Origin of the sequence: Rhizobium sp. LCM 4573 (assembly GCF_001854865.1) — a bacterium.
Taxonomy (GTDB): Bacteria; Pseudomonadota; Alphaproteobacteria; order Rhizobiales; family Rhizobiaceae; genus Neorhizobium.
In genome coordinates, this window is sequence record NZ_MDDW01000002.1 from 202567 (window position 1) to 224797 (window position 22231).

Genomic DNA, 22231 nt, shown 5'->3' on the forward strand with positions numbered 1-22231 from the left:
CTCTGCAACTCCGCTCAGACGTGCCTGGTTATGCCGCCATCGACGCGGATGTTCTGGCCGGTGATGTAGCCCGCACCATCGGACAGCAGGAAAGCCGCGGTCTTGGCGATCTCCTCCACATGGCCTATGCGCTTCATCGGCACCTTTTCCGCCGTTTCCGGCTTGTGGTTCAGGCTGTCGATATAACCGGGCAGGATACAGTTCATGCGGATATTGCTCGCGGCATAGCGGTCGGCATAGAGCTTGGTGAAGGCGCCGGCCGCCGCCCGGTATGTGCAGGAGACCGGGAAGACGAGCGAGGGCTCATAGGCCGCGAAGGTGGTGATATTGACGAAGGCGCCCCTGCCCTGTCTCAGCATGACCGGCGTGACGAGCCTTGCCATGCGCACCAGCGACAGGATCATCATGTCCGAGCCGAGCGTCCAATCCTCGTCCTTGATGTCGAGAAGATCTCCCTTCGGCGGATGGCCGGTATGGTTCACGACTGCGTCGATTCGGCCATAGGTCTTCATGGCAAGGTCGAAGATCGCCTGGATATCCTCCGCCTTCTCCGCCACGCCGCGCGAGGCGACCCCGCCGAGTTCGGCCGCGAGCTTTTCACAGCTGTCCGAGGGCGACATCAGCGCCAGGCGATAACCCTCCTCGTGGAGTTCGCGGGCGATCGCCTCGCCCATGCCGCGCCCGCCGCCGGTAATCAATGCCACCGGTCGTTCCGCTGTCTCCGTCATGATCTTCTCCGTTCCCTGTCACCCGCCGCACGAACGCGGTTCTTATGGAGAGATATAACGGAGCGCGGCTTTTGCCTATCGGCAAAAGCCGCCGAACGGAGAAGTGGGGCCGCGCTGCTTCAGCGTCGAGACGGCCTACATCCGAGAAAACACGACGAGGACATCTCCACCCTTGTCGAGAAGCGTGAGCTTTCCGCGAGAAGGGTCGGCTCGCCAGGTCCGAACGTCCGAGAGAGCCGCGAAGAATTTCGTCTCCTGATCCATGACGGCGGGGGCGCAGGCCATCTTGGTGGAAGCGATCGGCCCGAAGGCAATATCATCCCCGGCAATGGTAGCCATGCCGCTCATCCGGTTGCAGCCGCCCGAGCCCGAGACCTTTCCGTCTTCGGCGATTTCCAGAACCGTCTGGAGGTTATCGATGACGCCCCTGCCGCGAATGTCCTCCGCAAGCCAGCGTCCCGCCGGGGAGGCCGGAGCCGCCACCACCCGTTCGACCATGATGTTCGTCTCCCCTGCTTCTCCCGTAAACACCGCGTGGCGCGTCGTGGTGATGAACATCAGGCGGTCGCCGAGAGTGATCCGCGCCTGCAGGGCATAGCTCCGGCCGGGCTGGATTTCGGCATCGTCATATTCCAGACGATACGGCAGCGGGACCTGGCCCTCGGGCGTGAAGGTGATTTCAGCGAGCGTCTTGGAAGGAGAATCCGCCAACGAGACGTCGACAAGCTTGATCTCGACGGAGGCGCCGGGCGGGAGCGCCATGCGCTCCCTATAGGCTACCGTACCCTCCAGCGCCTTGATCGCGGCCATCGCAGGGGCGGCGGCGATCGTCGCCCCCAGCAGGGCAAGGCCGGCCGAGAGAGACTTCACAAACGCAGGTGTCATCGGTCCGCTCCAATCGGTTGCCGTTTCCGTGATGGAACCTTCTATCACACGCGGAAGCGGCTCTTCAAACGAGCGGGATTTCCGACCCCACGGGACGGTTAATGCAGGTGCCGCAGCTTGTCGGGATTACGGACCACGTAGATGGCGGCGATCTTTCCGTCCTCGATATCGAGCGCGGTCGTCTGGAGTTCGCCATCCGCCTCCAGCGTGATGAAGCCGGGCAGACCATTGATGAAACCCGCGCGCACGAGCTGCGAACCGTGTTTCCGGAACAATGCCGCCAGGTTCTCATGCACCTTCATCACCGCATCGAAGCCCAGGATCGGCTCCATAACCGCGGGACGTTTGCCGCCGCCGTCGGCATGAACGCTGACATCGGCCGCGAGCATGGCGCCGAGCGCATTCATATCCCCGCTGCGCGAAGCGGCGAAGAAGGCTTCCGCAAACTCGACGCCGCGCTGTCTGTCCACCTGAAACCGGGTTCTCGCCTCACGGACATGGGTGCGCGCGCGGGCGGCGAGCTGACGGCACGCGGCCGGATCTCGCTCGATCGTGGACGCGACTTCCTCGAAGCCGAGACCGAACACATCATGCAGCAGGAAGGCCGCCCGCTCGAGCGGCGAAAGCCGCTCCAACGCCAGCATCAAGGGCAGAGTAACGTCCTCCTCCTCTTCCTCCTCGACGACGGGATCGGGAAGCCAGGGACCAACATAGGTTTCACGCTGGCGCCGCGCCGACTTCAGCTGATCGAGGCAGAGGCGGGTCACCGTGCGGCGCAAAAAAGCCTCGGGCTCGCGTATTTGCGCGCGATCGGCCTTCATCCAGCGGATGAAGGCCTCCTGCACCATGTCCTCCGCATCGGCCACCGAACCGAGCATTCGGTAGGCGACGCGCATGAGTTTCGGACGCAGCGGATCGAAACTCGCCGCTGCATCCTCATGGCCGATCTCCGCCATCACGCGGCGACGTCCGCCTGGATGGCCTTTGCGGCCGCCGGTTCGACCCAAAGGCCGAAGCCGACCGCGAGGCGGTTCCACCCGTTGATGACATTGATCATCAATGTGAGCTTCACCTGTTCCTCCGCCGTAAAGTTCCCCCAAAGGGTTTCATAGGCGCTGTCACGCGCATGGCCTTCCGACAGCCTGGTCAGCGCCTCAGTCCAGCCAAGTGCTGCCCGTTCGCGATCGGAATAGCAAGGGGCCTCGCGCCAGGCGGACAGGAGATAGATGCGCTGCTCCGTCTCGCCCTTCGCGCGGGCTTCGGCCGTATGCATGTTGATGCAGTTGGCGCAGCCATTGATCTGCGAGGCGCGGATCTTGACGAGTTCGATGAGGCTCGGCTCGAGGCTCCCGGCAACATCGATCGATACGCTCATCCACTTCTTCATCAGCGCGGGGGCGGCAGAGAAAATATCAACTTTGGCAGTCATGGTTCGCTTCCTTCTGTTGGTTACGACACCATGACGAGACAGGAACTGCCAGTGTGACATGCGGGTTGGATTTTTTTTGAGAAGACTACTCCGCCAAGCCTACTGCGGGCTGCCCGGACTTTTGATCACCGGCCAAATAGCTTCTAGCGATGACCACCGAAACATACACGGTGCCGATGAGGTTGATGGAAATTGTAAGCAGGTAGAAAAGGAGGAGGCGAACAACGACCGGATCAGTCATCCCGACATTATCGCCGACCGCGCCTGGGTGCAGCGGGACTATTAAAAGAAGGGAAAGAAAGGCGGGAACCACGTAGCCTGCGACCAAGCGAAAAAACCGAACCCAAAAGCCGGTTGCACCGCGACGCCACGCGGCCGCAAGAGAAGTGTCCCCCCGAGCCGCGTTTGACACAGGCCACGTACCGAGGATCGCGAAAGCGCCAGCCATAAATAAAATGGCCACCAAGATGATGAAAATCAAGTTATAAAAACCTAACAAAATAGGCAATATTACTGGCAAAATCATGCTGGAGAAAATCAATACGAGGTTCTTCCAAAGAAAAGACCACAACCCGTGAGGCCTCCCAGCATCACCGGAGATTTTCTCTTTTCCTGATATGACTGCGTTTTGCATCCAAAATGATAAAAATATCCACGTGACGTAAGTCCCCTTACTAGGTTCACTTCCGCTAACATCTTCGAACACGAAAAACCCAGCCATGATTGAGACTATCACGGCGAACAACCAAAAATTTCTGGTAATCAACGAAAGCGATTGAGCGAACATCAGATGCCCTCTGGTCTCCACGGTTTCACGGATGCGTGGGAGATAAGAAAGCTGAAGGCACGATTGTCTGACGCCCGGCACAGGTAGCCGACGCCATGACGAATAGCTGGATATTCATCCTGCCCCCGAATTAAATTCCCCCGCCCGAAATTGTACGCGAAGCTGGGCAAAGTCAATGTGCGGGTTGCATCTGTCGACGCAATACAATCGAAATTTTACGCCCTTATTTTAACTTCTTCGCCTTCGACATCGGGTTCCATGCCGTTAATGAACTTCGCTCTGGGCCGCATTGCCGAGTGCGGTATTCGTGTTGCGCCTGCATCCAAGCATGACGGAGGGCTGGAATCGTTAGGAAGAGGGCAGCATGCCTGCCTCAAAGGCAACATAGTGGCCAAAAAGGCAAATTATTGTGTCATTCGGCTGTCGATGAGTTTCGCGGCTAATTGGTAGTCACCTGGGAAACGGCAACGCCCGTGACATTGCTGCCGTCCAACTTGTAATGAATCGTTCTGGTAACCTCGAACCCGGTAGCATCGCTCGATATGCTACTAAAACTCACAAACGACGACCCTTTCGGCGTTACCCCGTAGCTTTTGGCCAGATCCGTGATGGTATTGTTCAGACCTGGCACGCCGAGTTTGAGAGGCGCGATAGCCTGCGTTGATGTGCAGCCTTGCTGCGCCTCGCTCCCATCCACGCCGTCTTGGAGGTAGAGGTCGTCTAGAAGATCAGTCCTTTAGCCGGGGTCATCGGGATTATCGACCAGGCATCCTACCCCGTGGCACCCTTGGTAGTTGCCTTGAGTGTCGAAGTTCGGATTGCCATCCTTGTCGAATTGGGGAGTAGTGTCGACATTGTCGTTGCCACCGGAGTCGGGATTATCCACCGTGCAACCAATTCCGTGACAGCCGTTAAAGCCGTCATCATCAATGAAATTGCTGGTGGTATGGTGGTGCTTGTGTTTGCTGTCTTCGGCAATTCCCTCAATGATCGATCCAAGCACTGCGCCCGCGACGACGCCACCGATATCGTGACCACGATGATCGTACATGCGCGCACCCGGATCGAAGCCATCACCGCGGCCATAGTGATAGCCGCCAACGTCAGCAAACACGCCCGCGCATCCCTGAGCGACCCAGACATATTGGCTATTTGGATTGTATCCCCAGGTGCGGTTCAAAATGCAGGGAGCGCTTGAGGTCTGATGGATGAGCTGCGGTCGGGAAAGTGGCCCCGCATAGCATTCATCGTATTGGTAATGTCGCGACCGGCATTCAACGGTCGCCTGTGCCTGCGCTTCCGCGACAAGGTGAGGAGCATTGAGCGCGATGGCGGCGATCGCTAGATATCTGAGCATCGAAAATCCCCTCTATTCCCCCGGCACTACTCCGGGTTTCATCAGCCAATAGACAAGCAGTCCCAGGACTGCGAGGTAAATCAAGCCGACTACGGCCGCTCCTACAGTGCCGATCAAGGCTGCGGGTCCATAAAGGGCGGACGGATCGCTTACAACGCGCTCGAGCATCGTAAAGCCGAACACTCCGCCAAGCATACCCAGAATGGTGAAAACGGTGACGGCAAGTGGCAGCACGAGATACCATCCCGACTTGCCTGCGTCGTGCAGTCGCCGCCACGTCGCGGCAACCAGGGGAACTATGGTTATAAGGCGAAACAGAATACCAAATATCCCAAGCTGGCGATCAGCTCCCTGCGGCCAGCCGAAGATCAAGCCATCCAGCAGATCGAACAGCACGTAGCCTGCGAAAACGAAAATGGCGAACCACCAGAACTCGGAACGTCCGGCTTTCCCTGAAAAGACAGCGAACTTCCTGAAACCAGTCGTGACCGCGTCCGTGAACGTCATATGGCTGAGCCTTTAATCTGACGCCATCTGGCAATTTGGACCTACCCACTTGCCCGTTTCAAAGTCCAGCTCGGCATCCATGTTTGAAGCGCTGCATACGGGATAGCGATCGTCACCCTGTCGGGCCATGCTGCGGCTTCTGTATTGATTGACAAGTGTATCGCGATCAGGTGGTTGTTGATCACCCTGCCGTATTGAAAGCTGCATCATGCAATTGGCAAAGGCATCCGTGCCTTCCTCAAAACCGAAGCCCGCACATCTGGCCTCGTTTTTCGAGCTTTGCCCTGCATCTCCATTGCTTGTCGTACAGCCCACCAGAAAACCGGTAAGCACCGAAAATGCAACAAAGGCTGATGCGCGCATGCCGTGCTTCCTTCGTTGGTTTGCTCTTTTTAGAACTAACAATTTTCAAGTTAACTGACAAATCATGAATGAGCGTTTGCCGCGAAGCCATGAGACCGGTTCTGCTCAAGGCGAATGAGTCCTTAAGCGAATGCCTCTTTGGCCAGAGACATTCGCCGGCCTGATCTATTCTGGCCCGCCATCCGCCGAAGGCAGCTTTGCGCCGATATCGTTGAAGAAGGCGCCAGGCCGAAACATCCGAAACCGCGACCGGGGCTTTCTGGCGGATGCGGCTGGAATCGTAAGGGAAGAGGGCGGCTTGCCTGCCTCAAAGGCAACATAGTGGCCAAAAAGGCAAATTATCGTGTCATTCGACATCAAAGTGTCGAATGACACGATAAATTGCCTTTAAACCTAACGTAACCCATTGAAAATCAAGAGGTAAAACTTTGAGGTAAGCAGATAAATTACCATTTTTGCCAAGATAATTTATCTTTACCGAATTCGATGCTCAGGGATYACCGTCGCAGATGATGAGGGCGTTCTTCGGCAACGTGGCGCACTGCAAGCTCATGCCCATAGCCATGCTTTCTTTGGCGCTCCGAGAGCCTTGGTGAGGCCTCTCTTGCTGTTGATCTGACTGACGAACTCAGTGAAGCTACCGGCGATAGTCTCAACCTGGTCCCAACCATATCCATCGCTTCCGAAGGGCTTGGTCTTTACCTGGAGATACCGGATCTTGCCGAAATTGTCCTTCGACAGGTCGAGCATGGCGTGGCCGTAGCCGCTATCGTACGTCAGCGGCGCAAGATTCTCCGGAATGCGCGCCCTGCCTCCAGCACCAAGATAGGATTGCCATGACTCCAGCATCCCCGCCGGTCCCAAGATTTTGCTGATTTCGACGTTTGCGCTTTTTCCCGATTCCCATATCGCCCGGGCATAGAGCTTTTCGAAATCGTCGGTCCAGATGGTGAACTCGCCAAAATTTTCGACGAACTCCAGATAGTCGGCCGGCAGATCCGAGCCTATCTCAGACTTGAATTGCTCTGCCTGTTCGGCGCCGACTTCGTTCCAGCGCGCGCCGAATTCATCAGGCGGATAAGCCTTTGCCTGTTTGTAGCTTGCGAAAAGAATAGGATTGAGCGACTTCATCCATTTTCTATCCTTCGCTTTACGGGAAAGTACGACGACGGGCATTAAGCCTTCAGCAGATGTGCCTTCAGCCCTGTCGGGTAGAGTTGAGGCCGGTTACTGGGTGCCATCGTCGGGGTTATCCACCTCGCAGCCGATGCCATGGCAACCTTGATAGTTGCCCTGAGCATCGAAGTTCGGATTGCCGTCCTTGTCGAATTGCGGCGTTGTGTCGATGCTGCTGTCTTGGCGTTTATAGAACATATCCTGCCCCTCCTGCCAATTTCTGTCAGTCCTTCTCTGGTCTCTTCGTTCCTGCCTTTCGAGATCATCCATTGTACGGCGCTGGTCATCCTGGCGCTGCCAGTCCTGATCCCTCATGCAATCAGCAAAGCGATTAGTTCCCGGCTGGTATCCGTAAGAAGCGCACTTGTCCTGATCCGCCGCTCGCTGGTCTTTCGCGCTTACGCAACCAGCAGCCGCCAGCGGTATGAGCGCGATAAACAAATATGTTGTTTTGAAATTCGGCATCCTGTCGCTCCTGTCGCCCTACAAGCCACATGAGAAAATCAAAGATTACACGTGGCGGCAAGCGAGAAGGAGAGCGACACGGCCCTATATTAGGCGGTGCATGGCACAGAAGGACAGGGATGACCGGTTTAGGGCCGGAAACGGACATGGCGTCAGGCCGAAACATCCGAAAACCGCGACCGTAGCTTTTGGGGGTGGCATCGTAGGGAAGAGGGCAGCTTGCCTGCCTCAAAGGCAACATAGTGGCCAAAAAGGCAAATTATCGTGTTATTCGACACAGGGAGAAAAATGGCGCACCCGAAGAGATTCGAACTCCTGACCCCCAGATTCGTAGTCTGGTGCTCTATCCAGCTGAGCTACGGGTGCGTACCAGAGCGGCGCGGTGCCGCTTGCGTGGCGATCCTCTAAAACGTCCTTCTCGCGATTGCAAGCGATTTTACCGCAAGAAGCGTCATTTTACTGTAAACTTGTCATCAACGCATTGAAACAACACGCTTTTTGGATCACGCGCGGGCGCGGTAATCCTCCAGGGAGACGGGTCGATCGGGAATTTCGATGCGGAACTGCGTTCCGGGGCCCGGTTTCTCCACCAGCGCGATGGTGCCGCTATGGGCAAGCACGAGCTCGCGGGCGATGAYGAGGCCGAGACCCGTACCGCCCGAGCGCGCGGAACCGCGAAAGGCGGAGAACAGGTTCTCGCGTGCCTTGCGGGGCATGCCGGGGCCGGTATCGTCGATCGTGATGCTGACGACGCTGCCGATGCGCTGCGCCGAGATCGTCATGCGGCGCACCACGGTCGCATCCTCCGGATCGAGATTGGCGAGCGCCTGAACCGCGTTGCGGCAGAGATTGTGGATCACCCGGAACAGCTGCTCGCTGTCGGCCTCGACCTCGAGATCGGCGGCGATCTGCTCCACGAACTCTATTCCGGCATCCGGGTCGATCGCCAGGATATCGCGCACTTCCTGGCAGAGATCCGCAAGGCGGATGCGCCGCCGCCTGGGCGCGGCTTCCGAAGCCTGCCCATAGGCCAGAACCTCGCTGGTATAGCCGACGGCTCGGTCGATCGTGCGCAACAGCTTCGGAGCGAAGCTGCGGACCATCGGGTCCTCCACATCGACAAGGCGGTCCGACATGAGCTGCGCCGAGGCCAGGATGTTGCGCATGTCGTGATTGATCTTGGAAACCGCGAGCCCGAGATCGGCCAGATTCTTCTGCTGCCTCAGCGTCCGCTGCAGTTCCACCTGCATATTGGTCAGAAACCGGCCCGCGACCGCAAGCTCGCCCCTCGACTTGTCTGCCGTGAATACCCGCGAGGGATCCTCCGGCTGTTCGGAGAACTGCCGCATGGAAAGGGTGAGACGGCGGATCGGCAGGATCATCATGCGGTTGATGGCCAGGAAGATCAGTATGGCGGTGATCAGCGAGATGACCAGCGACAGCACGAACATCATCTTGGAATAGCGCAGCATGTCCTTGCGCAGCGCGTCGTCGGTCATCACCAGCTCGATGATCATCTCGCTTTCGCCGATCGGGCCATAGACGCGCATCACCCGCCCCCCGCCGAAGAAGAGCGTGTTCAACGCATCCTTCATCGAAGTGGGCATAGAGGTGTCGGCAAGATCGTACTGGTCGTCCACCTGGGGCGGCACGTCGACGGCGGCAAGCAGCCGGGAGGTGCCGTCCTTCTTCAGCGCGATAAGCTTGGTGCCGGTCGCAAGAAGCGTGTCGTCCTGGACCGCGCGCGGCAGCTCGGCCGGCTGGAGCCCGTCGATGACGATGCCCGCGGCGGCAGCCGTATCCAGCCGGTCCCGCAGCCAATTCATGCGCATGCCCGCCACGGAAGGCATGAAGATCAGGATTTCGGCGAGCATGACGAAGACGACGGTGAGCCAGAGCAACCTGCCGGAGAGGCCGCTGAAAAGCCGCGGCATCGGCTCAGGGCCGGTACCTTCCGTCTTCTCAACTGCGGCTTGCCCCGAGGTCTCCGCCTCGTCCTTCATGCGGATCTCCGTTTCAAGGCTCGAGCACGCCACGGGAGGAATCGTGGCGGCCATGGATCGTGGCCGATATTTTAGAACATTATGGCAGTTTTACCAGTGCGTGCCGCAGCGGCAAAAAAGCAGCGGGAAGAGGCCTGCCTCTCCCCGCTTTCCAATGCGATAGCAGCTTCAGATCAAAACTCTTCCCAGTCGCCCGCGGCCTGAGGCGCGGCAGCGGCGGCGCCACCGCCGAAGGCCCTTGAAAGAGCGCCCGTCATCGTCCGCACCGGCGATGGTTTGGGACGGTGGTTGGGCGTCGCGGCCGCTATGCGAGGAGCGGCATTTGCAGGCACCGCCTGCCGCGGCCTCTGCGGGACGACCGATTGAGCCCCCTCCCCGATCCTGAAACCGGAAACGAGAGCGAACAACTCGTCGGCATCGGAGGAGAGCTTCTGGGTCGCTGCGGAGGTCTCCTCCACCATGGCAGCATTCTTCTGGGTCACCTGGTCCATTTCATTGACGGCGGTGTTGACCTCGGCAAGCCCGGTCGCCTGCTCGCGGGATGCGACCGCGATCGAATGAATATGGTCGTTGATGCGCAGGACGCGGGCTTCGATTTCCGAAAGCGCCTCGCCGGTCTTCTGCACCAGCTTGACGCCGCCGGCGACTTCCCCGCCGGATTTGCTGATCAGCGCCTTGATATCCTTGGCGGCACTTGCGGAACGCTGCGCGAGTTCGCGCACTTCCTGGGCAACGACGGCAAAGCCCTTGCCTGCCTCGCCGGCGCGGGCCGCCTCGACGCCTGCATTCAGCGCCAGGAGGTTGGTCTGGAAGGCGATCTCATCGATCACATTGGTGATCTGGGCGATCTCCCGGGATGCCTGTTCGATGCGTCCCATGGCTTCCACCGCGCTGCGCACGACATCGCCCGATTGCACCGCCGCCTCCTTGGCTTCGCCGACCATAACGGTGGCCTCCTGCGCCCGTTCGGTGGAATTGCGCACGACGGAGGTGATCTCCTCAAGCGCCGCGGAGGTTTCCTCGAGTGCTGCCGCCTGCTGCTCGGTGCGCCTTGAAAGGTCGTTGGTGGCGTTGCTCAACTCGGCGGCGCTGCCGTTGATGGAACCGGTCGCGGCGCGCACGTTCTGCATGGTGCCGCGCAACGTCTCCATCGTGCCGTTGACGTTCTCCTGGAGTTCCGCGAACGCGCCCTTGAAATCGCCCTCCATCGTATCGGTGAGGTCACCTTCGGCCAGGCTTTTCACCACGCGACGCGTCTCCGAAATGCCGGCATCGACRCTCGCCATGAGCTGGTCCACGTCGCGGGCGAAGAGATCGAGGCTTTCGTCATCGAACTGCTTGTCGATGCGCCGGGTGAAATCGCCCATGGCCGCTGCAGCGACGACCGCTCCCATTCGGGTCCTGAGTTCGTCGCTCCTGGCGCGCGTGCCCGCCTCCTGAGCGTTCATGCGGGCGACCTCTATACCGTTCCTGCGGAAGACCTCGATCGCGGCCGCCATGTCGCCGATTTCATCCGCGCGGCCGGCTGAACCCACCGGTGCATCGAAATCGCCCGAAGCGATCCGCTTCATGATCGCGGTGAGCTCCGTGATCGGCTGGCTGARCTGGCGGCGGCCGAGATAGAGGCCGAAACCCGCGCCGGCAGCGACACCAATCAGAGTCGTTGCCAGAACCGCATAAAAGACAGTGTTGTTGAAGGCATCCATTCCGTCCCTCAACTTGGCAAGCTGGTCCTGATCCGCCTTCACGATGGCATCGATTTCAGCCTGATAGGCCTTGCGGTTGGCGCGGTTGGCCTCGTTGTTACCCTGAAGATTGGCCGCTTGCGGCCCTTCCGCCTGGCCGAGCCGTGCCGTCTCGCTTCTGAAGTTCTTGAACTCCGCGGAGCGGGCAACGAGCTTCTCGAAGGCATCCTTCTGCTCCGCCGGCACTTTCGGCCGCCATTCGGCGACAAGTCGATCCATCTTGTCGAGCGATTTCAGCATGCCCTCGCCGAACTGCTTGGCGGCTTCCTTATCCTTGGCCGCATAGATGCCGCGGGCGTCCATTACCACCGCGGTCACCAGCCGGTTCAGGTGCTCGCCCTTGTAGACGCGGTCGGCCACGTCCGAATATTCCTGCATCTGCTGTCGATATTCGCCGATCGCGAAGAGCGAAATGCCGCCGATCAAGAAGGCGACGAGGCTCATCAGCCCGACGAGAAGATTGATCTTTGCCCTGATTTTCAATGCCGGCTCCTATGCCCACGAAATGTTGAACGTGGAGAACGGCATCGATACCGGTACTCCCCCATCCCCTGATGCGAAAACTAACAATTAGAAATTAATAAAGCTTGAGCAGCTAAAAGAACGCGGCAAAGAGAAAATTTACTTAAGGACAACATCTCCTAGCAAGTAACTGCGCCACAACTCCCGGCAAGAGCGTATAGATTCTGAAATTATTTTCCACATTTCAGGAGCGAGGCAAATTGCCCGACAAATTACAATCGTTAATAGGCTGCTTCAAATTTTACTATTTCCGGATGTTCCCTAAAGTGCCGGCGTTTCGAACACAGGCCGCAGGCGCGCCGGCTGGGCGATTGACTTTCGCAGCGGAGTCCTCTTATAAGCCGCGCACGTTCAGCTCCAGCAGGCTCGCGCGTACGCGGCCTATTGCGCCGGACGTTTCCGAAACGCTCTTGCTTTTTAAGCAAACTCAAGAAGGGCCGCACACCGCGGTATCAAATAAATGAAGCGTACCTATCAACCGTCCAAGCTTGTTCGCAAGCGTCGTCACGGCTTCCGTGCCCGCATGGCTACCGCCGGCGGCCGCAAGGTTCTTTCCGCCCGCCGTGCACGTGGCCGCAAGCGTCTCTCGGCCTAAGGCCGGGCAAGCCCGACAAGTATCCGGGCGATGACGAACGAGAAAAATGCGAAAAAGGCTGTCGGGCGGCTGAAAAGCCGGCCGCAGTTTCTTGCTGTCCGGGAGGGAGAAAGCCGCAGGGGCCGCACCTTCCTTCTGGAGGTTCTTGACCGCAAGGCGCCCGAAGAGGCGCCGCGTGTCGGGTTCACGGTTACGAAGAAACACGGCAACGCGGTGGAACGCAACCGCATGCGGCGGCGCCTCAAGGAGGCGGTAAGGCAATCTGCCGGGTTTGCAATGAAGGCCGGACACGACTATGTCATTGTCGCGCGCCGCGAGGTGCTGAAGACACCCTTCGCCGAACTGACGGCCCAGCTTGCCGAGCGCATCGAAGCACGGCCGAAACCGAAGCGGTCCGAGGAGACCCGTTCCAGGAAAGCATGATGGAAAAAAACCGCAACTACTTCATCGCGATCGCGCTTTCGGTGGCGATCGTCCTTGCCTGGCAGTTCTTCTATATGGGCCCGCGGTTGGAAGCCCAGCGGCGCGCCGAAGAGGCAGCGCGCGCCCAACAGCAGCAGACGCAGACGATCACGCCGGAGAGCCCCGGCGCCACGGTCAGCGGCGCGCTTCCGGGCCAGGCGCAGGCCCAGGCCAACGCCACCCGCGAGCAGGCTCTCGCCAAGACGCCGCGCATCGAAATCGATACCCCGGCCCTTTCCGGCTCCATCAATCTCGCCGGCGCCCGTTTCGACGACCTGAAGCTGCGCGAATATCATGAGACGGTCGACGACTCGAGCCCGATCATCACCCTCTTCTCTCCGGCCGACACCCGCGACGGCTATTTCACCGAAATCGGCTATATTCAGAGCGAGGCTTCCGGCGCCGTGCCTGGTCCGGCCACCCAGTGGACGCTCACCAGCGGCGAGAAGCTGACGCAGGAAACGCCGGTGACGCTGACCTTCACCAACGAGAAGGGCATCACGTTCACCCGTACCATCTCGGTCGACGACCATTATATGATCACCGTCGCCGACAAGGTCGACAACGTCACCGGCGAGCCGGTATCGCTTGCGACCTACGGCCGCGTCATCCGCTACAACAAGCCGGCGACGCCTTCCGTCTACGTCATCCACGAAGGCTTCCTCGGCGTGATCGGCCAGGATACCGGCCTTGTGGAAGAGAGCTATCACGATATCGAGGAAGCCGCCGTCACCAACCCGAAGGCGACCACCGGCTGGCTCGGCATTACCGACAAGTACTGGGCTGCCGCGATCGTTCCGCCGCAGGCGCTTGCGTATGAATCGCGCTTCTCGCATTTCACCGACGGCCAGCCGCGCTATCAGGCCGACTACAAGACCGATGCGCTGACCATTCAGCCCGGCCAGTCCGCCGAACTCAAGAACCTCATCTTCGCCGGCGCCAAGGAAGTGCCCCTCGTCGATCGCTACGAGACGGAGTATTCCATTCCGCGCTTCGACCTCCTGATCGACTGGGGCTGGTTCTACTTCATCACCAAGCCGATGTTCAAACTGATGGACTTCTTCTTCCGTCATGTCGGCAATTTCGGCCTCGCGATCCTGCTCACCACCATCGTCGTGAAGGCGATCTTCTTCCCGCTCGCCAGCAAGCAGTATGCCTCCATGGCCAACATGAAGCGCGTGCAGCCGAAGATGGAAGAGCTGAAGGCCAAGCATGGCGACGACCGCATGGCCATGCAGCAGGCGATGATGCAGCTCTACAAGGAAGAGAAGATCAACCCGATCGCAGGCTGCTGGCCGGTGCTGCTGCAGATCCCGGTCTTCTTCGCACTCTACAAGGTCATCTACGTCACCATCGAGATGCGGCACGCGCCCTTCTTCGGCTGGATCCAGGACCTTTCCGCGCCCGATCCGACCTCGCTCTTCAACCTGTTCGGCCTGCTTCCCTACGACGTGCCGCACTTCCTGATGATCGGCGTTTGGCCGATCATCATGGGCATCACCATGTTCCTGCAGATGCGCATGAACCCGACGCCGCCGGACCCGACCCAGGCGATGATCTTCAACTGGATGCCGCTGATCTTCACCTTCATGCTGGCGACCTTCCCGGCTGGTCTCGTCATCTACTGGGCCTGGAACAACACGCTGTCGATCATGCAGCAGGCGGTCATCATGAAGCGCCACGGCGCCAAGATCGAGCTCTTCGACAATCTGAAGGGCGTCTTCCGACGAAAACCGGAACCGACGAAATAAGCACGGAAAGCCCCGCCTCGGCGGGGTTTTTCATTTGCACGACCTGTCGCGAGCTTGACTTTGTCGGCCAAAATACGGAAGCCGTCCTACACGGACAGACAAGCGATAGACAGGTGGCACCGATGCCGGCAGAGGACATGAATAACGACAGGCCGCTTTTCGGACGCCCCTGGATCTTCATCCGCGGCGTGCCGTCGATGAAGTTCCTGCCGCCGGAAGGACCGCTGGAAGTGGCCTTCGCCGGGCGTTCGAATGTCGGCAAGTCCTCGCTCATCAACGCGCTGGTCGGCAAGAAAGGGCTTGCCCGCACCTCCAACACGCCCGGCCGCACCCAGGAATTGAACTATTTCGTGCCGGACGGCTATTCCGGCGAAGGCGGCGACCTGCCGCCGATGGCGATTGTCGACATGCCCGGCTACGGCTATGCGCAGGCGCCGAAGGAACAGGTCGACAACTGGACGAAGCTGGTCTTCGATTATCTGCGCGGCCGCGCGACCCTGAAGCGCGTCTATGTGCTGATCGACAGCCGTCACGGCGTCAAGAAGAACGACGAAGAGGTGCTGGACCTGCTCGACAAGGCTGCCGTCTCCTATCAGATCGTGCTCACCAAGACCGACAAGATCAAGGAGGCGGGAATCGCCAGGCTGATTTCCGAAACGACGGAGAAGATCCGCAAGCGGCCGGCGGCCTATCCTTTCGTGCTCGCCACCTCTTCCGAAAAGAGCAAGGGCCTCGACGATCTCAGGCAGGCGATCTCCGAGACCGTGGGACAGCCCGTCTAAGGGGTCTGGGCTCAGGCGGAGAGCGTGGTCAGCAGCGCGGCAAGCGAGATGAGCGCCACCGAACGCCACAGGAAAAGCGATCCCCAGACCTGAGCCGCCAACTGGCGCAGGGAACCTCTATAAAGGCGTCGCGAAGGCGGCCGCAGGAAAGACTGCGAAATCGCGGGCGGCAGGCGCTCCAGCGGGTAGTCTTCCTCCAGCGTGGCGAGGTTCCGCTGCCACTGGATCACCATTTGCGCAAAGCTGCGATCGCGGCCGATGCGCTCCTCCACGAGCCTTCGGGCCTCCGGCGAAAGAACGCCGAGCACATATTCCCCCGCCAATAGCTGATCGCGCGAGCGGTCTCCCCTGCTTTGCTTCGGTATCGTCATCTCCGGGTCTTCTCCTCTCAACCCTTCGCTTCTATCGGACCACGCTTTTTCTCCGATGTCACTTCAAAATGAACTTTACAGCCCGAGAGGCCGAAAGTTGAAGCAAGCATTGTTTCCTCCGTCAAAAACATGCGTTACAAGGCCCCACTTACTCTTGAGGGGTCTTCGATGAGCGGTACCGACGGCGAGCTTCAGGCAAAACTTCTGGCGCAGGCGCTGCCCTATATGCAGCGGTATGAAAACAAGACGATCGTCGTGAAATATGGCGGCCATGCCATGGGCGATGCCGAGCTCGGCAAAGCTTTCGCCGCCGATATCGCGCTTTTGAAGCAATCGGGCGTCAACCCCATCGTCGTGCATGGCGGCGGACCGCAGATCGGCGCGATGCTGACCAAAATGGGCATAGAATCCAAGTTCGAGGGCGGCCTGCGCGTCACCGACCGCAAGACGGTCGAGATCGTCGAAATGGTGCTCGCCGGTTCGATCAACAAGGAGATCGTCGCACTCATCAATCAGACCGGCGAATGGGCGATCGGCCTTTGCGGCAAGGACGGCAACATGGTTTTCGCCGAAAAGGCGAAGAAGACCGTGATCGATCCCGACAGCAATATCGAGCGGGTCCTCGACCTCGGCTATGTCGGCGAAGTGGTCGAAGTCGACCGCACCCTGCTCGACCTTCTCGCGAAATCCGAGATGATCCCTGTCATCGCTCCCGTGGCTCCCGGCCGCGACGGCGCGACCTACAACATCAATGCCGATACCTTTGCCGGTGCCATCGCCGGCGCGCTCAACGCCACCCGCCTCCTCTTCCTGACCGACGTTCCGGGCGTTCTCGACAAGAACAAGGAACTCATCAAGGAACTGACGGTGGCGCAGGCGCAGGCGCTCATCAAGGATGGCACGATTTCCGGCGGCATGATCCCCAAGGTCGAGACCTGCATCGACGCTATCAAGGCCGGCGTTCAGGGCGTTGTCATCCTGAACGGCAAGACCGCCCATTCCGTGCTGCTCGAAATCTTCACCGAGCGCGGCGCCGGCACGCTGATCGTTCCCTGATACCGACCGGGATCAGCCCGCGGCGGCATAGACCGCCGCGGCATCCTCCTTCAGCCTGGCCATCATCGCCCGGTAAGGGCCGGGACCGTAGCTCACCCGCGCGACGCCCAGCTCACCCAACCGCTTCGGAGCGGGAACGCCTGGCATCATCATGATATTCACCGGCAGCGAAGAAGCCTCGCAAAGCCTGCGGATCAGCTCCTCATCCGCAAGCGCCGGCGCGAAGAAACCGCTGGCGCCCGCGTCTGCGAAGGCTTTCGCCCGTTCGATCGCCTCGTCCAGCAGGGCCGCATGCCTGCCGCGATCGCTTTCCTTCAGGAAAAGATCGGTGCGGGCGTTGATGAAGAACGAAATGCCTCGCCGATCCGCAAGCGCCCGGATAGCGCGGATGCGTTCAGCCTGCTTTTCGACAGGGTAGATGCCGCTTCCGCCGACCACCTGGTCCTCCAAATTGATGCCGACCGCGCCAGCCTCGACGACCTTCGCAACATTATCCGCGAGTGCGGCCGGATCTTCCGTGTAGCCACCCTCGAAATCCACGGAGAGAGGGAGATCAACCGCCGCCGTGATCTCGCGAACCGTGGCGAGCAGGGCATCGAGCGGAAGGTTCTCGCCATCGGCATAGCCATGGGCGGCGGCGACCGACCAGCTTCCGGTCGCAAGCGCGCTCGCGCCCGCCTCCGCCACGGCCTTTGCCGTGCCCGCATCCCAGATATTATAGAGAATGACGGGATTTCCCTTCCGGTGAAGTGCGCCGAAAGCTCCCGCCTTGCCGTTCTGGTCCATTGCCTCTTCCTCCCTGGCCGATGCCGCTGCTGTAGCTCATCCCGAAAACCGTTGCCGCCGCAAATCGGGCGCCGATCTTCTAAATGGCTACACCCGCGCGGCTACCASAACAACAGGCCCAAAATGCCGCAGACGATCAGCAGGCAGCCGAGCACCTCCATGCGGTTCACCCGCTCGTGGAAAAGAAAGAAGGACGCCATGAAGGTGAAGACGAGTTCGATCTGGCCGAGCGCCCGCACATAGGCGACCTGCTGCAGCGTCATGGCCGTGAACCAGCAGGCCGAGCCCAGCACCCCGGCAAGTCCCACCAGCGCCGAAGAGCGCCAGGAGCGGACCACTTGCACGATCTCGTTTCCATCCTTCGATATCATCCAGATCAGCATGAAGACCGTCTGGAAAGTGGTGACGCAGGCGAGCGTCACGGCGGCCTCCATGACCGGTCCCGGCCCGCCGAGTGAGAGGGCGGCAGTCCGGTATGAGACCGCCGAAATCCCGAAGACCGCRCCGGAAGCGATACCGATCAGCGCCGTGCGGCTGGTCAGCGCCGATACGGTGTTGCGCATCGAGAGCGRCATGCGCGCCATCGAAATCATCATCACGCCGATGACACCAACGATGATCGCGGCGATCGAGCCGGGCGTCAGCCGCTCCCCGAGAAGGATGAAGCCGAAGAGCGCGGCTTGTACCGGTTCGGTCTTGGAATAGGCTGTCCCGACCGCGAAATTCCGAAGTGAGAAGAGATGCACCAGCATGATGGTGGCATAGATCTGCGAGAGACCGCCGATCACGCACCAGAAGGCGAAGGTCCAGTTGAATGCGGGAAACGGATAGCCGAAGCCGTAGCGCAGCAGGAGAACATAGAGGATCGCCACCGGGAAGCCGTAGCCGAAGCGAACGAAGCTCGCGCCGCGCGTGCCGAGCGAGCCCTGCAGATGCTTCTGCAGCGCCGAGCGCAGGTTCTGCAAGAAGGCGGCCGCGATGGTGATGGGGATCCAGAGTTCCATATTGCGGCGATATCACCGCGCCCGGCATACCGCCAAGGCCGGTTTCGGGCAAAATCGACCTGCCCTTTTCTTTGCCGTCGGCGCGGTGCATAACCGCCTCATGGAAAAGAGCCCCAGGACCGCACCCGACACCCGAGACTTCGCCCATATCAGGGACTGGGTCTTCGATCTCGACAACACGCTTTACCCGCACCGGGTCAACCTGTTCGCCCAGATCGACAAGAACATGACGGCTTACGTCTCGGAACTGCTGCAGCTCGATCCGGTCGAGGCCAGGGCGCTGCAGAAGCGCTATTACCATGAGCATGGCACGACGCTGCAGGGCCTGATGCTCCATTACGGCATAGATCCGAACGTCTTCCTCGAACGGGCCCATGCGATCGATTATTCCGCGCTCCTGCCGCACCCGGAGCTCGGCGAGGCGATCAAGGCGCTCCCCGGCCGCAAGTTCATCTTCACCAACGGCAGCGTGAAACATGCGGAAGCCGCGGCGGGCGCGCTCGGCATCCTCGACAATTTCGACGACATCTTCGATATCGTGGCGGCCGATTACGTGCCGAAACCCGCGGGCGCGACCTATGACAAGTTCGCAAGCCTCCATCGGGTCGATACGAAAAACGCCGCCATGTTCGAGGATCTGCCGCGCAATCTCGAAGTCCCGAAGGCGCTCGGCATGCGCACCATCCTTCTGGTACCCCGCAATCTCGACGAGGTGCTGATGGAGCGCTGGGAAGTGCTTTCCGACGAGGACGATCACATCGACTACGTGACCGACGATCTCGCCGGCTTTCTTTCCGGCCTCCAGTTCGATTGAGCCAACCTTACGGAAAATTCATCCACATTACGGATGTTTAAGTGGTCCCGACCGCCGGCCGGCCATAGCTTCTAGCTATCGAAGGCAAACGGAAAAGGACCCTCTCCATGACCTCCAAGAAGATCGTCCTGGCCACTCTCGCGACGGCCCTGGTCGCGACGGCCGCCGTGCCCGCCCTTGCCGCACCCGGTTTCCACCGCCCGGGAGAGCGCGGCGTCATGCGCGAGCTGATGTTCGTGCGGCTTCTCAAGACAGCCGACACGAACAAGGACGGCAAGGTATCCAAGGAAGAGGTAACGGCGCGCCAGGATGCGCTCTTTACCCAGATCGACGCCAACAAGGACGATATTCTGACTCCCGGCGAGCTGCGCACCTTCCGCAAGGCCAGTATCGAGGAATTCCGCAAGAACAACCCGCGCCCGGAGCGCGCCGAAAACCGCGAGGAACGCCGCGAACAGCGCATGGCCGAGCGGGACGGTGACCATCGCGACGACCGCCGGGATCGTGGCTGGCGCCGCCATGAAATGCGCCACGGCGGCCCGATGATGGGCCTCCGCCTCGTGCGCATGGCCGATACCGATGAGAACGGCCAGTTCAGCAAGGCCGAGGTATCCGCCGCCGTGGACAAGCTCTTCGCGCGGATGGATCGCAACAAGGATGGCATCATCACGATCGACGACATGCCGGACCGCCCCCTCTAGTCTCCGCCCCCGCAGGACTAGCTCTGGCTTCGTCGAAAGAAACCCGCCTCCCAACGAGGCGGGTTTCTTGATTCTCGGGCCCTGTTCAGCGCTCGTAGAACTCGGAAATGATCTTCCAGGCCTCGTCGGCCGTTTCCACGAAGCTTATGAGATCGAGATCGGCGGGCGCGATCGTGCCGAATTCGGCAAGCGCCTCGAAATTGATGATCCCGCGCCAGAACTTTTCGCTGAAGAGGATCAGCGGTATGCGCTCCATGCGCTTGGTCTGGATCAGGGTCAGCGCCTCGAACATCTCGTCCAGCGTCCCGAACCCGCCGGGGAAGACCGCGACCGCCTTCGCGCGCATCATGAAGTGCATCTTGCGGATCGCGAAATAGTGGAAATTGAAGCTCAGTTCCGGCGTCACGAACGGGTTCGGCGCCTGCTCGTGCGGCAGCATGATGTTGAGGCCGATCGTCGGGGCGCCGACCTCGGTGGCGCCGCGATTGCCCGCTTCCATGACCCCCGGCCCGCCGCCGGTGACGACGACATATTCCTGATGGTTGTAGCGCGCCGACTGCTCGCCGCAGAGAGCTGCGAATTTCCGTGCTTCCTCGTAATAGACCGAGGCCGCCTGCAGGTTGTTGCGCTGGACCTCGTTATGCGCCGCCCAGGGAGCCTGGYCGGGTGCCGGAATGCGTGCGCCGCCGAACAGCACGACCGTCGACTTGATGCCGCGCTCGGCCAGAATCGTCTCGGCCTTCAGGAGCTCGAGCTGCAGCCGCACGGGCCGCAATTCCTCGCTGCACAGGAAATCATCGTCGGTATAGGCGAGCCGGTAGGAGGGCGATTCCGTCTGCGGTGTCTTCGGCTGCACAGCCGCCGCCCGCTTGTCGGCGGTGCTGTCCTTCAGCGGGTCCCAGATGCCGTCCTTGCGCCGCGGTCCGTTGTTCTTGACCTTTACCATTCGTTGATTCCTCGCATTCGCTTGCCGTCAAATCACATTGACGCCCGAGTGAGGGTCGCTTAGAGCAAATGATGCCATTTGGCCAGTTGGCGAGTCCCCTCCCACAATCACGATAACGAGTGACGTTTAAGGATTTCCCATGAGCAGCACGGATCTCTCCTCCCTCGAAAAGACGATCGAGGCAGCCTTCGAAAACCGAGACAGCGTGACCGTCTCCACGAAAGGCGAGGTCCGCGACGCGGTTGAAACCGCACTCAAGCTTCTCGACGGAGGCGAGGTTCGCGTTGCCAGCCGCGGCGATGACGGCAACTGGACCGTGCATCAGTGGCTGAAGAAGGCCGTGCTCCTCTCCTTCCGCCTCAACGACATGGAAGTCGTCAAGGGCGGCCCCGGCAACRCAACCTGGTGGGACAAGGTGCCCTCGAAGTTCGAGAATTGGGGCGAGAACCAGTTCCGCGCCGCCGGCTTCCGGGCCGTGCCGAACGCCGTCGTCCGCCACTCCGCCTATATCGCGCCGAACGCCATCCTGATGCCCTCCTTCGTCAACCTCGGCGCCTATGTAGGCGAAGGCACGATGGTGGATACCTGGGCGACCGTCGGCTCCTGCGCGCAGATTGGCAAGCACGTGCATCTTTCCGGCGGCGTCGGCATCGGCGGCGTTCTGGAGCCCATGCAGGCCGGCCCGACCATCATCGAGGACAATTGCTTTATCGGCGCCCGTTCGGAAGTGGTGGAAGGCTGCATCGTCCGCGAGGGCTCGGTGCTCGGCATGGGCGTCTTCATCGGCAAGTCGACCAAGATCGTCGATCGCGCCACCGGTGAGATCACCTATGGCGAAGTGCCGCCCTATTCGGTCGTGGTCRCTGGCTCGCTGCCGGGCAAGCCGTTCCCCAACGGCGAACCGGGCCCCAGCCTCTACTGCGCCGTGATCGTCAAGCGCGTCGACGAGAAGACCCGCTCCAAGACCGGCATCAACGAACTGCTTCGCGATTAAGC

24 protein-coding genes and 1 tRNA gene are annotated in these 22231 nt (G+C 60.2%); 8 read left to right on the forward strand and 17 right to left on the reverse strand.

The features are described from left to right. Positions 1 to 14: 14 nt before the first annotated feature. The 13 genes from LCM4573_RS06280 to LCM4573_RS28765 all read right to left on the reverse strand — a co-directional run bounded on the left by LCM4573_RS06280 (position 15) and on the right by LCM4573_RS28765 (position 11928). The gene (locus tag LCM4573_RS06280; protein ID WP_071005412.1) at positions 15 to 728 is read right to left on the reverse strand and encodes an SDR family oxidoreductase; all 714 of its coding nucleotides are present in this window, start codon (positions 726 to 728) and stop codon (positions 15 to 17) included. A gap of 135 nt (positions 729 to 863) precedes the next feature. Then, entirely contained in the window at positions 864 to 1613 is a 750-nt protein-coding gene (locus tag LCM4573_RS06285; protein WP_071005516.1) for a YbaY family lipoprotein, read from the reverse strand. Positions 1614 to 1711: 98 nt separating this feature from the next. Continuing rightward, the gene (locus LCM4573_RS06290; protein WP_071005413.1) at positions 1712 to 2569 is read right to left on the reverse strand and encodes a sigma-70 family RNA polymerase sigma factor; all 858 of its coding nucleotides are present in this window, start codon (positions 2567 to 2569) and stop codon (positions 1712 to 1714) included. After that, positions 2569 to 3042 carry a carboxymuconolactone decarboxylase family protein gene (locus LCM4573_RS06295; protein ID WP_071005414.1) on the reverse strand — a complete coding sequence of 158 codons (474 nt, stop codon included), beginning with the start codon at positions 3040 to 3042 and terminating at the stop codon, positions 2569 to 2571. The genes LCM4573_RS06290 and LCM4573_RS06295 overlap by 1 nt, the downstream gene beginning before the upstream one ends. An 85-nt stretch (positions 3043 to 3127) precedes the next feature. Then, positions 3128 to 3829 carry a hypothetical protein gene (locus tag LCM4573_RS06300; RefSeq protein ID WP_071005415.1) on the reverse strand — a complete coding sequence of 234 codons (702 nt, stop codon included), beginning with the start codon at positions 3827 to 3829 and terminating at the stop codon, positions 3128 to 3130. A 736-nt stretch (positions 3830 to 4565) separates the two neighbouring features. Then, positions 4566 to 5186 (reverse strand): DUF3011 domain-containing protein, encoded by a 621-nt coding sequence (locus LCM4573_RS27135; protein WP_083347333.1) that lies wholly within the window; start codon positions 5184 to 5186, stop codon positions 4566 to 4568. A 12-nt stretch (positions 5187 to 5198) separates the two neighbouring features. After that, the gene (locus LCM4573_RS06310; protein WP_071005417.1) at positions 5199 to 5693 is read right to left on the reverse strand and encodes a DUF805 domain-containing protein; all 495 of its coding nucleotides are present in this window, start codon (positions 5691 to 5693) and stop codon (positions 5199 to 5201) included. A 12-nt stretch (positions 5694 to 5705) separates the two neighbouring features. Beyond that, positions 5706 to 6056 carry a hypothetical protein gene (locus tag LCM4573_RS27895; RefSeq protein WP_131818941.1) on the reverse strand — a complete coding sequence of 117 codons (351 nt, stop codon included), beginning with the start codon at positions 6054 to 6056 and terminating at the stop codon, positions 5706 to 5708. Between the two features lie 549 nt (positions 6057 to 6605). Then, positions 6606 to 7187, reverse strand: coding sequence for an SMI1/KNR4 family protein (locus tag LCM4573_RS06320; RefSeq protein ID WP_157895488.1), 582 nt, complete (start codon positions 7185 to 7187; stop codon positions 6606 to 6608). Positions 7188 to 7283: 96 nt separating this feature from the next. Then, positions 7284 to 7697: a hypothetical protein gene (locus tag LCM4573_RS06325; RefSeq protein WP_071005420.1), complete on the reverse strand. Its 414-nt coding sequence runs from the start codon at positions 7695 to 7697 to the stop codon at positions 7284 to 7286. A gap of 289 nt (positions 7698 to 7986) precedes the next feature. Next, a tRNA-Arg gene (locus LCM4573_RS06330) sits at positions 7987 to 8063 on the reverse strand. A gap of 137 nt (positions 8064 to 8200) precedes the next feature. Continuing rightward, complete coding sequence (locus LCM4573_RS06335) at positions 8201 to 9631, reverse strand: ATP-binding protein (RefSeq protein WP_244505251.1); 1431 nt, start codon at positions 9629 to 9631, stop codon at positions 8201 to 8203. Positions 9632 to 9873: 242 nt separating this feature from the next. Continuing rightward, complete coding sequence (locus LCM4573_RS28765) at positions 9874 to 11928, reverse strand: methyl-accepting chemotaxis protein (protein ID WP_071005422.1); 2055 nt, start codon at positions 11926 to 11928, stop codon at positions 9874 to 9876. Positions 11929 to 12427: 499 nt separating this feature from the next. Here LCM4573_RS28765 and rpmH point away from each other — a divergent pair, with 499 nt between their 5' ends. The 4 genes from rpmH (at position 12428) to yihA (ending at position 15557) form a co-directional block, all read left to right on the forward strand. Then, positions 12428 to 12562 (forward strand): 50S ribosomal protein L34, encoded by a 135-nt coding sequence (gene rpmH, locus LCM4573_RS06345; protein ID WP_046794124.1) that lies wholly within the window; start codon positions 12428 to 12430, stop codon positions 12560 to 12562. Positions 12563 to 12592: 30 nt separating this feature from the next. Further along, positions 12593 to 12985, forward strand: coding sequence for a ribonuclease P protein component (rnpA, locus tag LCM4573_RS06350; protein WP_046794123.1), 393 nt, complete (start codon positions 12593 to 12595; stop codon positions 12983 to 12985). After that, positions 12985 to 14775 carry a membrane protein insertase YidC gene (gene yidC, locus LCM4573_RS06355; RefSeq protein WP_071005423.1) on the forward strand — a complete coding sequence of 597 codons (1791 nt, stop codon included), beginning with the start codon at positions 12985 to 12987 and terminating at the stop codon, positions 14773 to 14775. The genes rnpA and yidC overlap by 1 nt, the downstream gene beginning before the upstream one ends. Positions 14776 to 14897: 122 nt before the next feature. Further along, a complete protein-coding gene (gene yihA / locus LCM4573_RS06360) occupies positions 14898 to 15557 on the forward strand; it encodes a ribosome biogenesis GTP-binding protein YihA/YsxC (protein ID WP_071005517.1) in 660 nt (219 codons plus the stop codon). Between the two features lie 11 nt (positions 15558 to 15568). Here the strand turns inward: yihA and LCM4573_RS06365 are convergent, their stop codons facing one another. Next, complete coding sequence (locus LCM4573_RS06365) at positions 15569 to 15928, reverse strand: hypothetical protein (protein WP_071005424.1); 360 nt, start codon at positions 15926 to 15928, stop codon at positions 15569 to 15571. 168 nt (positions 15929 to 16096) lie between these two features. Between LCM4573_RS06365 and argB the strand changes: the two genes are divergently transcribed. Then, the gene (argB, locus tag LCM4573_RS06370) at positions 16097 to 16984 is read left to right on the forward strand and encodes an acetylglutamate kinase (protein WP_071005425.1); all 888 of its coding nucleotides are present in this window, start codon (positions 16097 to 16099) and stop codon (positions 16982 to 16984) included. Positions 16985 to 16996: 12 nt separating this feature from the next. Here argB and LCM4573_RS06375 read toward each other — a convergent pair whose 3' ends face one another. Together LCM4573_RS06375 and LCM4573_RS06380 are read right to left on the reverse strand one after the other, a co-directional pair. After that, positions 16997 to 17770 carry an isocitrate lyase/phosphoenolpyruvate mutase family protein gene (locus tag LCM4573_RS06375; protein ID WP_071005426.1) on the reverse strand — a complete coding sequence of 258 codons (774 nt, stop codon included), beginning with the start codon at positions 17768 to 17770 and terminating at the stop codon, positions 16997 to 16999. A gap of 101 nt (positions 17771 to 17871) precedes the next feature. Then, positions 17872 to 18774, reverse strand: coding sequence for a DMT family transporter (locus LCM4573_RS06380; RefSeq protein WP_071005427.1), 903 nt, complete (start codon positions 18772 to 18774; stop codon positions 17872 to 17874). Between the two features lie 100 nt (positions 18775 to 18874). Here LCM4573_RS06380 and LCM4573_RS06385 point away from each other — a divergent pair, with 100 nt between their 5' ends. Together LCM4573_RS06385 and LCM4573_RS06390 are read left to right on the forward strand one after the other, a co-directional pair. After that, positions 18875 to 19588 carry a pyrimidine 5'-nucleotidase gene (locus LCM4573_RS06385; protein ID WP_071005518.1) on the forward strand — a complete coding sequence of 238 codons (714 nt, stop codon included), beginning with the start codon at positions 18875 to 18877 and terminating at the stop codon, positions 19586 to 19588. A 107-nt stretch (positions 19589 to 19695) separates the two neighbouring features. Beyond that, positions 19696 to 20289 (forward strand): hypothetical protein, encoded by a 594-nt coding sequence (locus LCM4573_RS06390; RefSeq protein WP_071005428.1) that lies wholly within the window; start codon positions 19696 to 19698, stop codon positions 20287 to 20289. 85 nt (positions 20290 to 20374) lie between these two features. On the opposite strand, the gene LCM4573_RS06395 is transcribed toward LCM4573_RS06390, so the two are convergent. Beyond that, positions 20375 to 21235: an LOG family protein gene (locus LCM4573_RS06395; protein WP_071005429.1), complete on the reverse strand. Its 861-nt coding sequence runs from the start codon at positions 21233 to 21235 to the stop codon at positions 20375 to 20377. 139 nt (positions 21236 to 21374) lie between these two features. Here LCM4573_RS06395 and dapD point away from each other — a divergent pair, with 139 nt between their 5' ends. Next, entirely contained in the window at positions 21375 to 22229 is an 855-nt protein-coding gene (dapD, locus tag LCM4573_RS06400; protein ID WP_071005430.1) for a 2,3,4,5-tetrahydropyridine-2,6-dicarboxylate N-succinyltransferase, read from the forward strand. Positions 22230 to 22231: the final 2 nt, after the last annotated feature.

Bases quoted from the DNA above. Each gene is read 5' to 3' on its own strand.
- LCM4573_RS06280 (WP_071005412.1), bottom strand. From the start codon at position 728: ATGACGGAGACAGCGGAACGACCGGTGGCATTGATTACCGGCGGCGGG.
- LCM4573_RS06285 (WP_071005516.1), bottom strand. From the start codon at position 1,613: ATGACACCTGCGTTTGTGAAGTCTCTCTCGGCCGGCCTTGCCCTGCTG.
- LCM4573_RS06290 (WP_071005413.1), bottom strand. From the start codon at position 2,569: ATGGCGGAGATCGGCCATGAGGATGCAGCGGCGAGTTTCGATCCGCTG.
- LCM4573_RS06295 (WP_071005414.1), bottom strand. From the start codon at position 3,042: ATGACTGCCAAAGTTGATATTTTCTCTGCCGCCCCCGCGCTGATGAAG.
- LCM4573_RS06300 (WP_071005415.1), bottom strand. From the start codon at position 3,829: ATGTTCGCTCAATCGCTTTCGTTGATTACCAGAAATTTTTGGTTGTTC.
- LCM4573_RS27135 (WP_083347333.1), bottom strand. From the start codon at position 5,186: ATGCTCAGATATCTAGCGATCGCCGCCATCGCGCTCAATGCTCCTCAC.
- LCM4573_RS06310 (WP_071005417.1), bottom strand. From the start codon at position 5,693: ATGACGTTCACGGACGCGGTCACGACTGGTTTCAGGAAGTTCGCTGTC.
- LCM4573_RS27895 (WP_131818941.1), bottom strand. From the start codon at position 6,056: ATGCGCGCATCAGCCTTTGTTGCATTTTCGGTGCTTACCGGTTTTCTG.
- LCM4573_RS06320 (WP_157895488.1), bottom strand. From the start codon at position 7,187: ATGAAGTCGCTCAATCCTATTCTTTTCGCAAGCTACAAACAGGCAAAG.
- LCM4573_RS06325 (WP_071005420.1), bottom strand. From the start codon at position 7,697: ATGCCGAATTTCAAAACAACATATTTGTTTATCGCGCTCATACCGCTG.
- rpmH (WP_046794124.1), top strand. From the start codon at position 12,428: ATGAAGCGTACCTATCAACCGTCCAAGCTTGTTCGCAAGCGTCGTCAC.
- rnpA (WP_046794123.1), top strand. From the start codon at position 12,593: ATGACGAACGAGAAAAATGCGAAAAAGGCTGTCGGGCGGCTGAAAAGC.
- yidC (WP_071005423.1), top strand. From the start codon at position 12,985: ATGGAAAAAAACCGCAACTACTTCATCGCGATCGCGCTTTCGGTGGCG.
- yihA (WP_071005517.1), top strand. From the start codon at position 14,898: ATGCCGGCAGAGGACATGAATAACGACAGGCCGCTTTTCGGACGCCCC.
- LCM4573_RS06365 (WP_071005424.1), bottom strand. From the start codon at position 15,928: ATGACGATACCGAAGCAAAGCAGGGGAGACCGCTCGCGCGATCAGCTA.
- argB (WP_071005425.1), top strand. From the start codon at position 16,097: ATGAGCGGTACCGACGGCGAGCTTCAGGCAAAACTTCTGGCGCAGGCG.
- LCM4573_RS06375 (WP_071005426.1), bottom strand. From the start codon at position 17,770: ATGGACCAGAACGGCAAGGCGGGAGCTTTCGGCGCACTTCACCGGAAG.
- LCM4573_RS06385 (WP_071005518.1), top strand. From the start codon at position 18,875: ATGGAAAAGAGCCCCAGGACCGCACCCGACACCCGAGACTTCGCCCAT.
- LCM4573_RS06390 (WP_071005428.1), top strand. From the start codon at position 19,696: ATGACCTCCAAGAAGATCGTCCTGGCCACTCTCGCGACGGCCCTGGTC.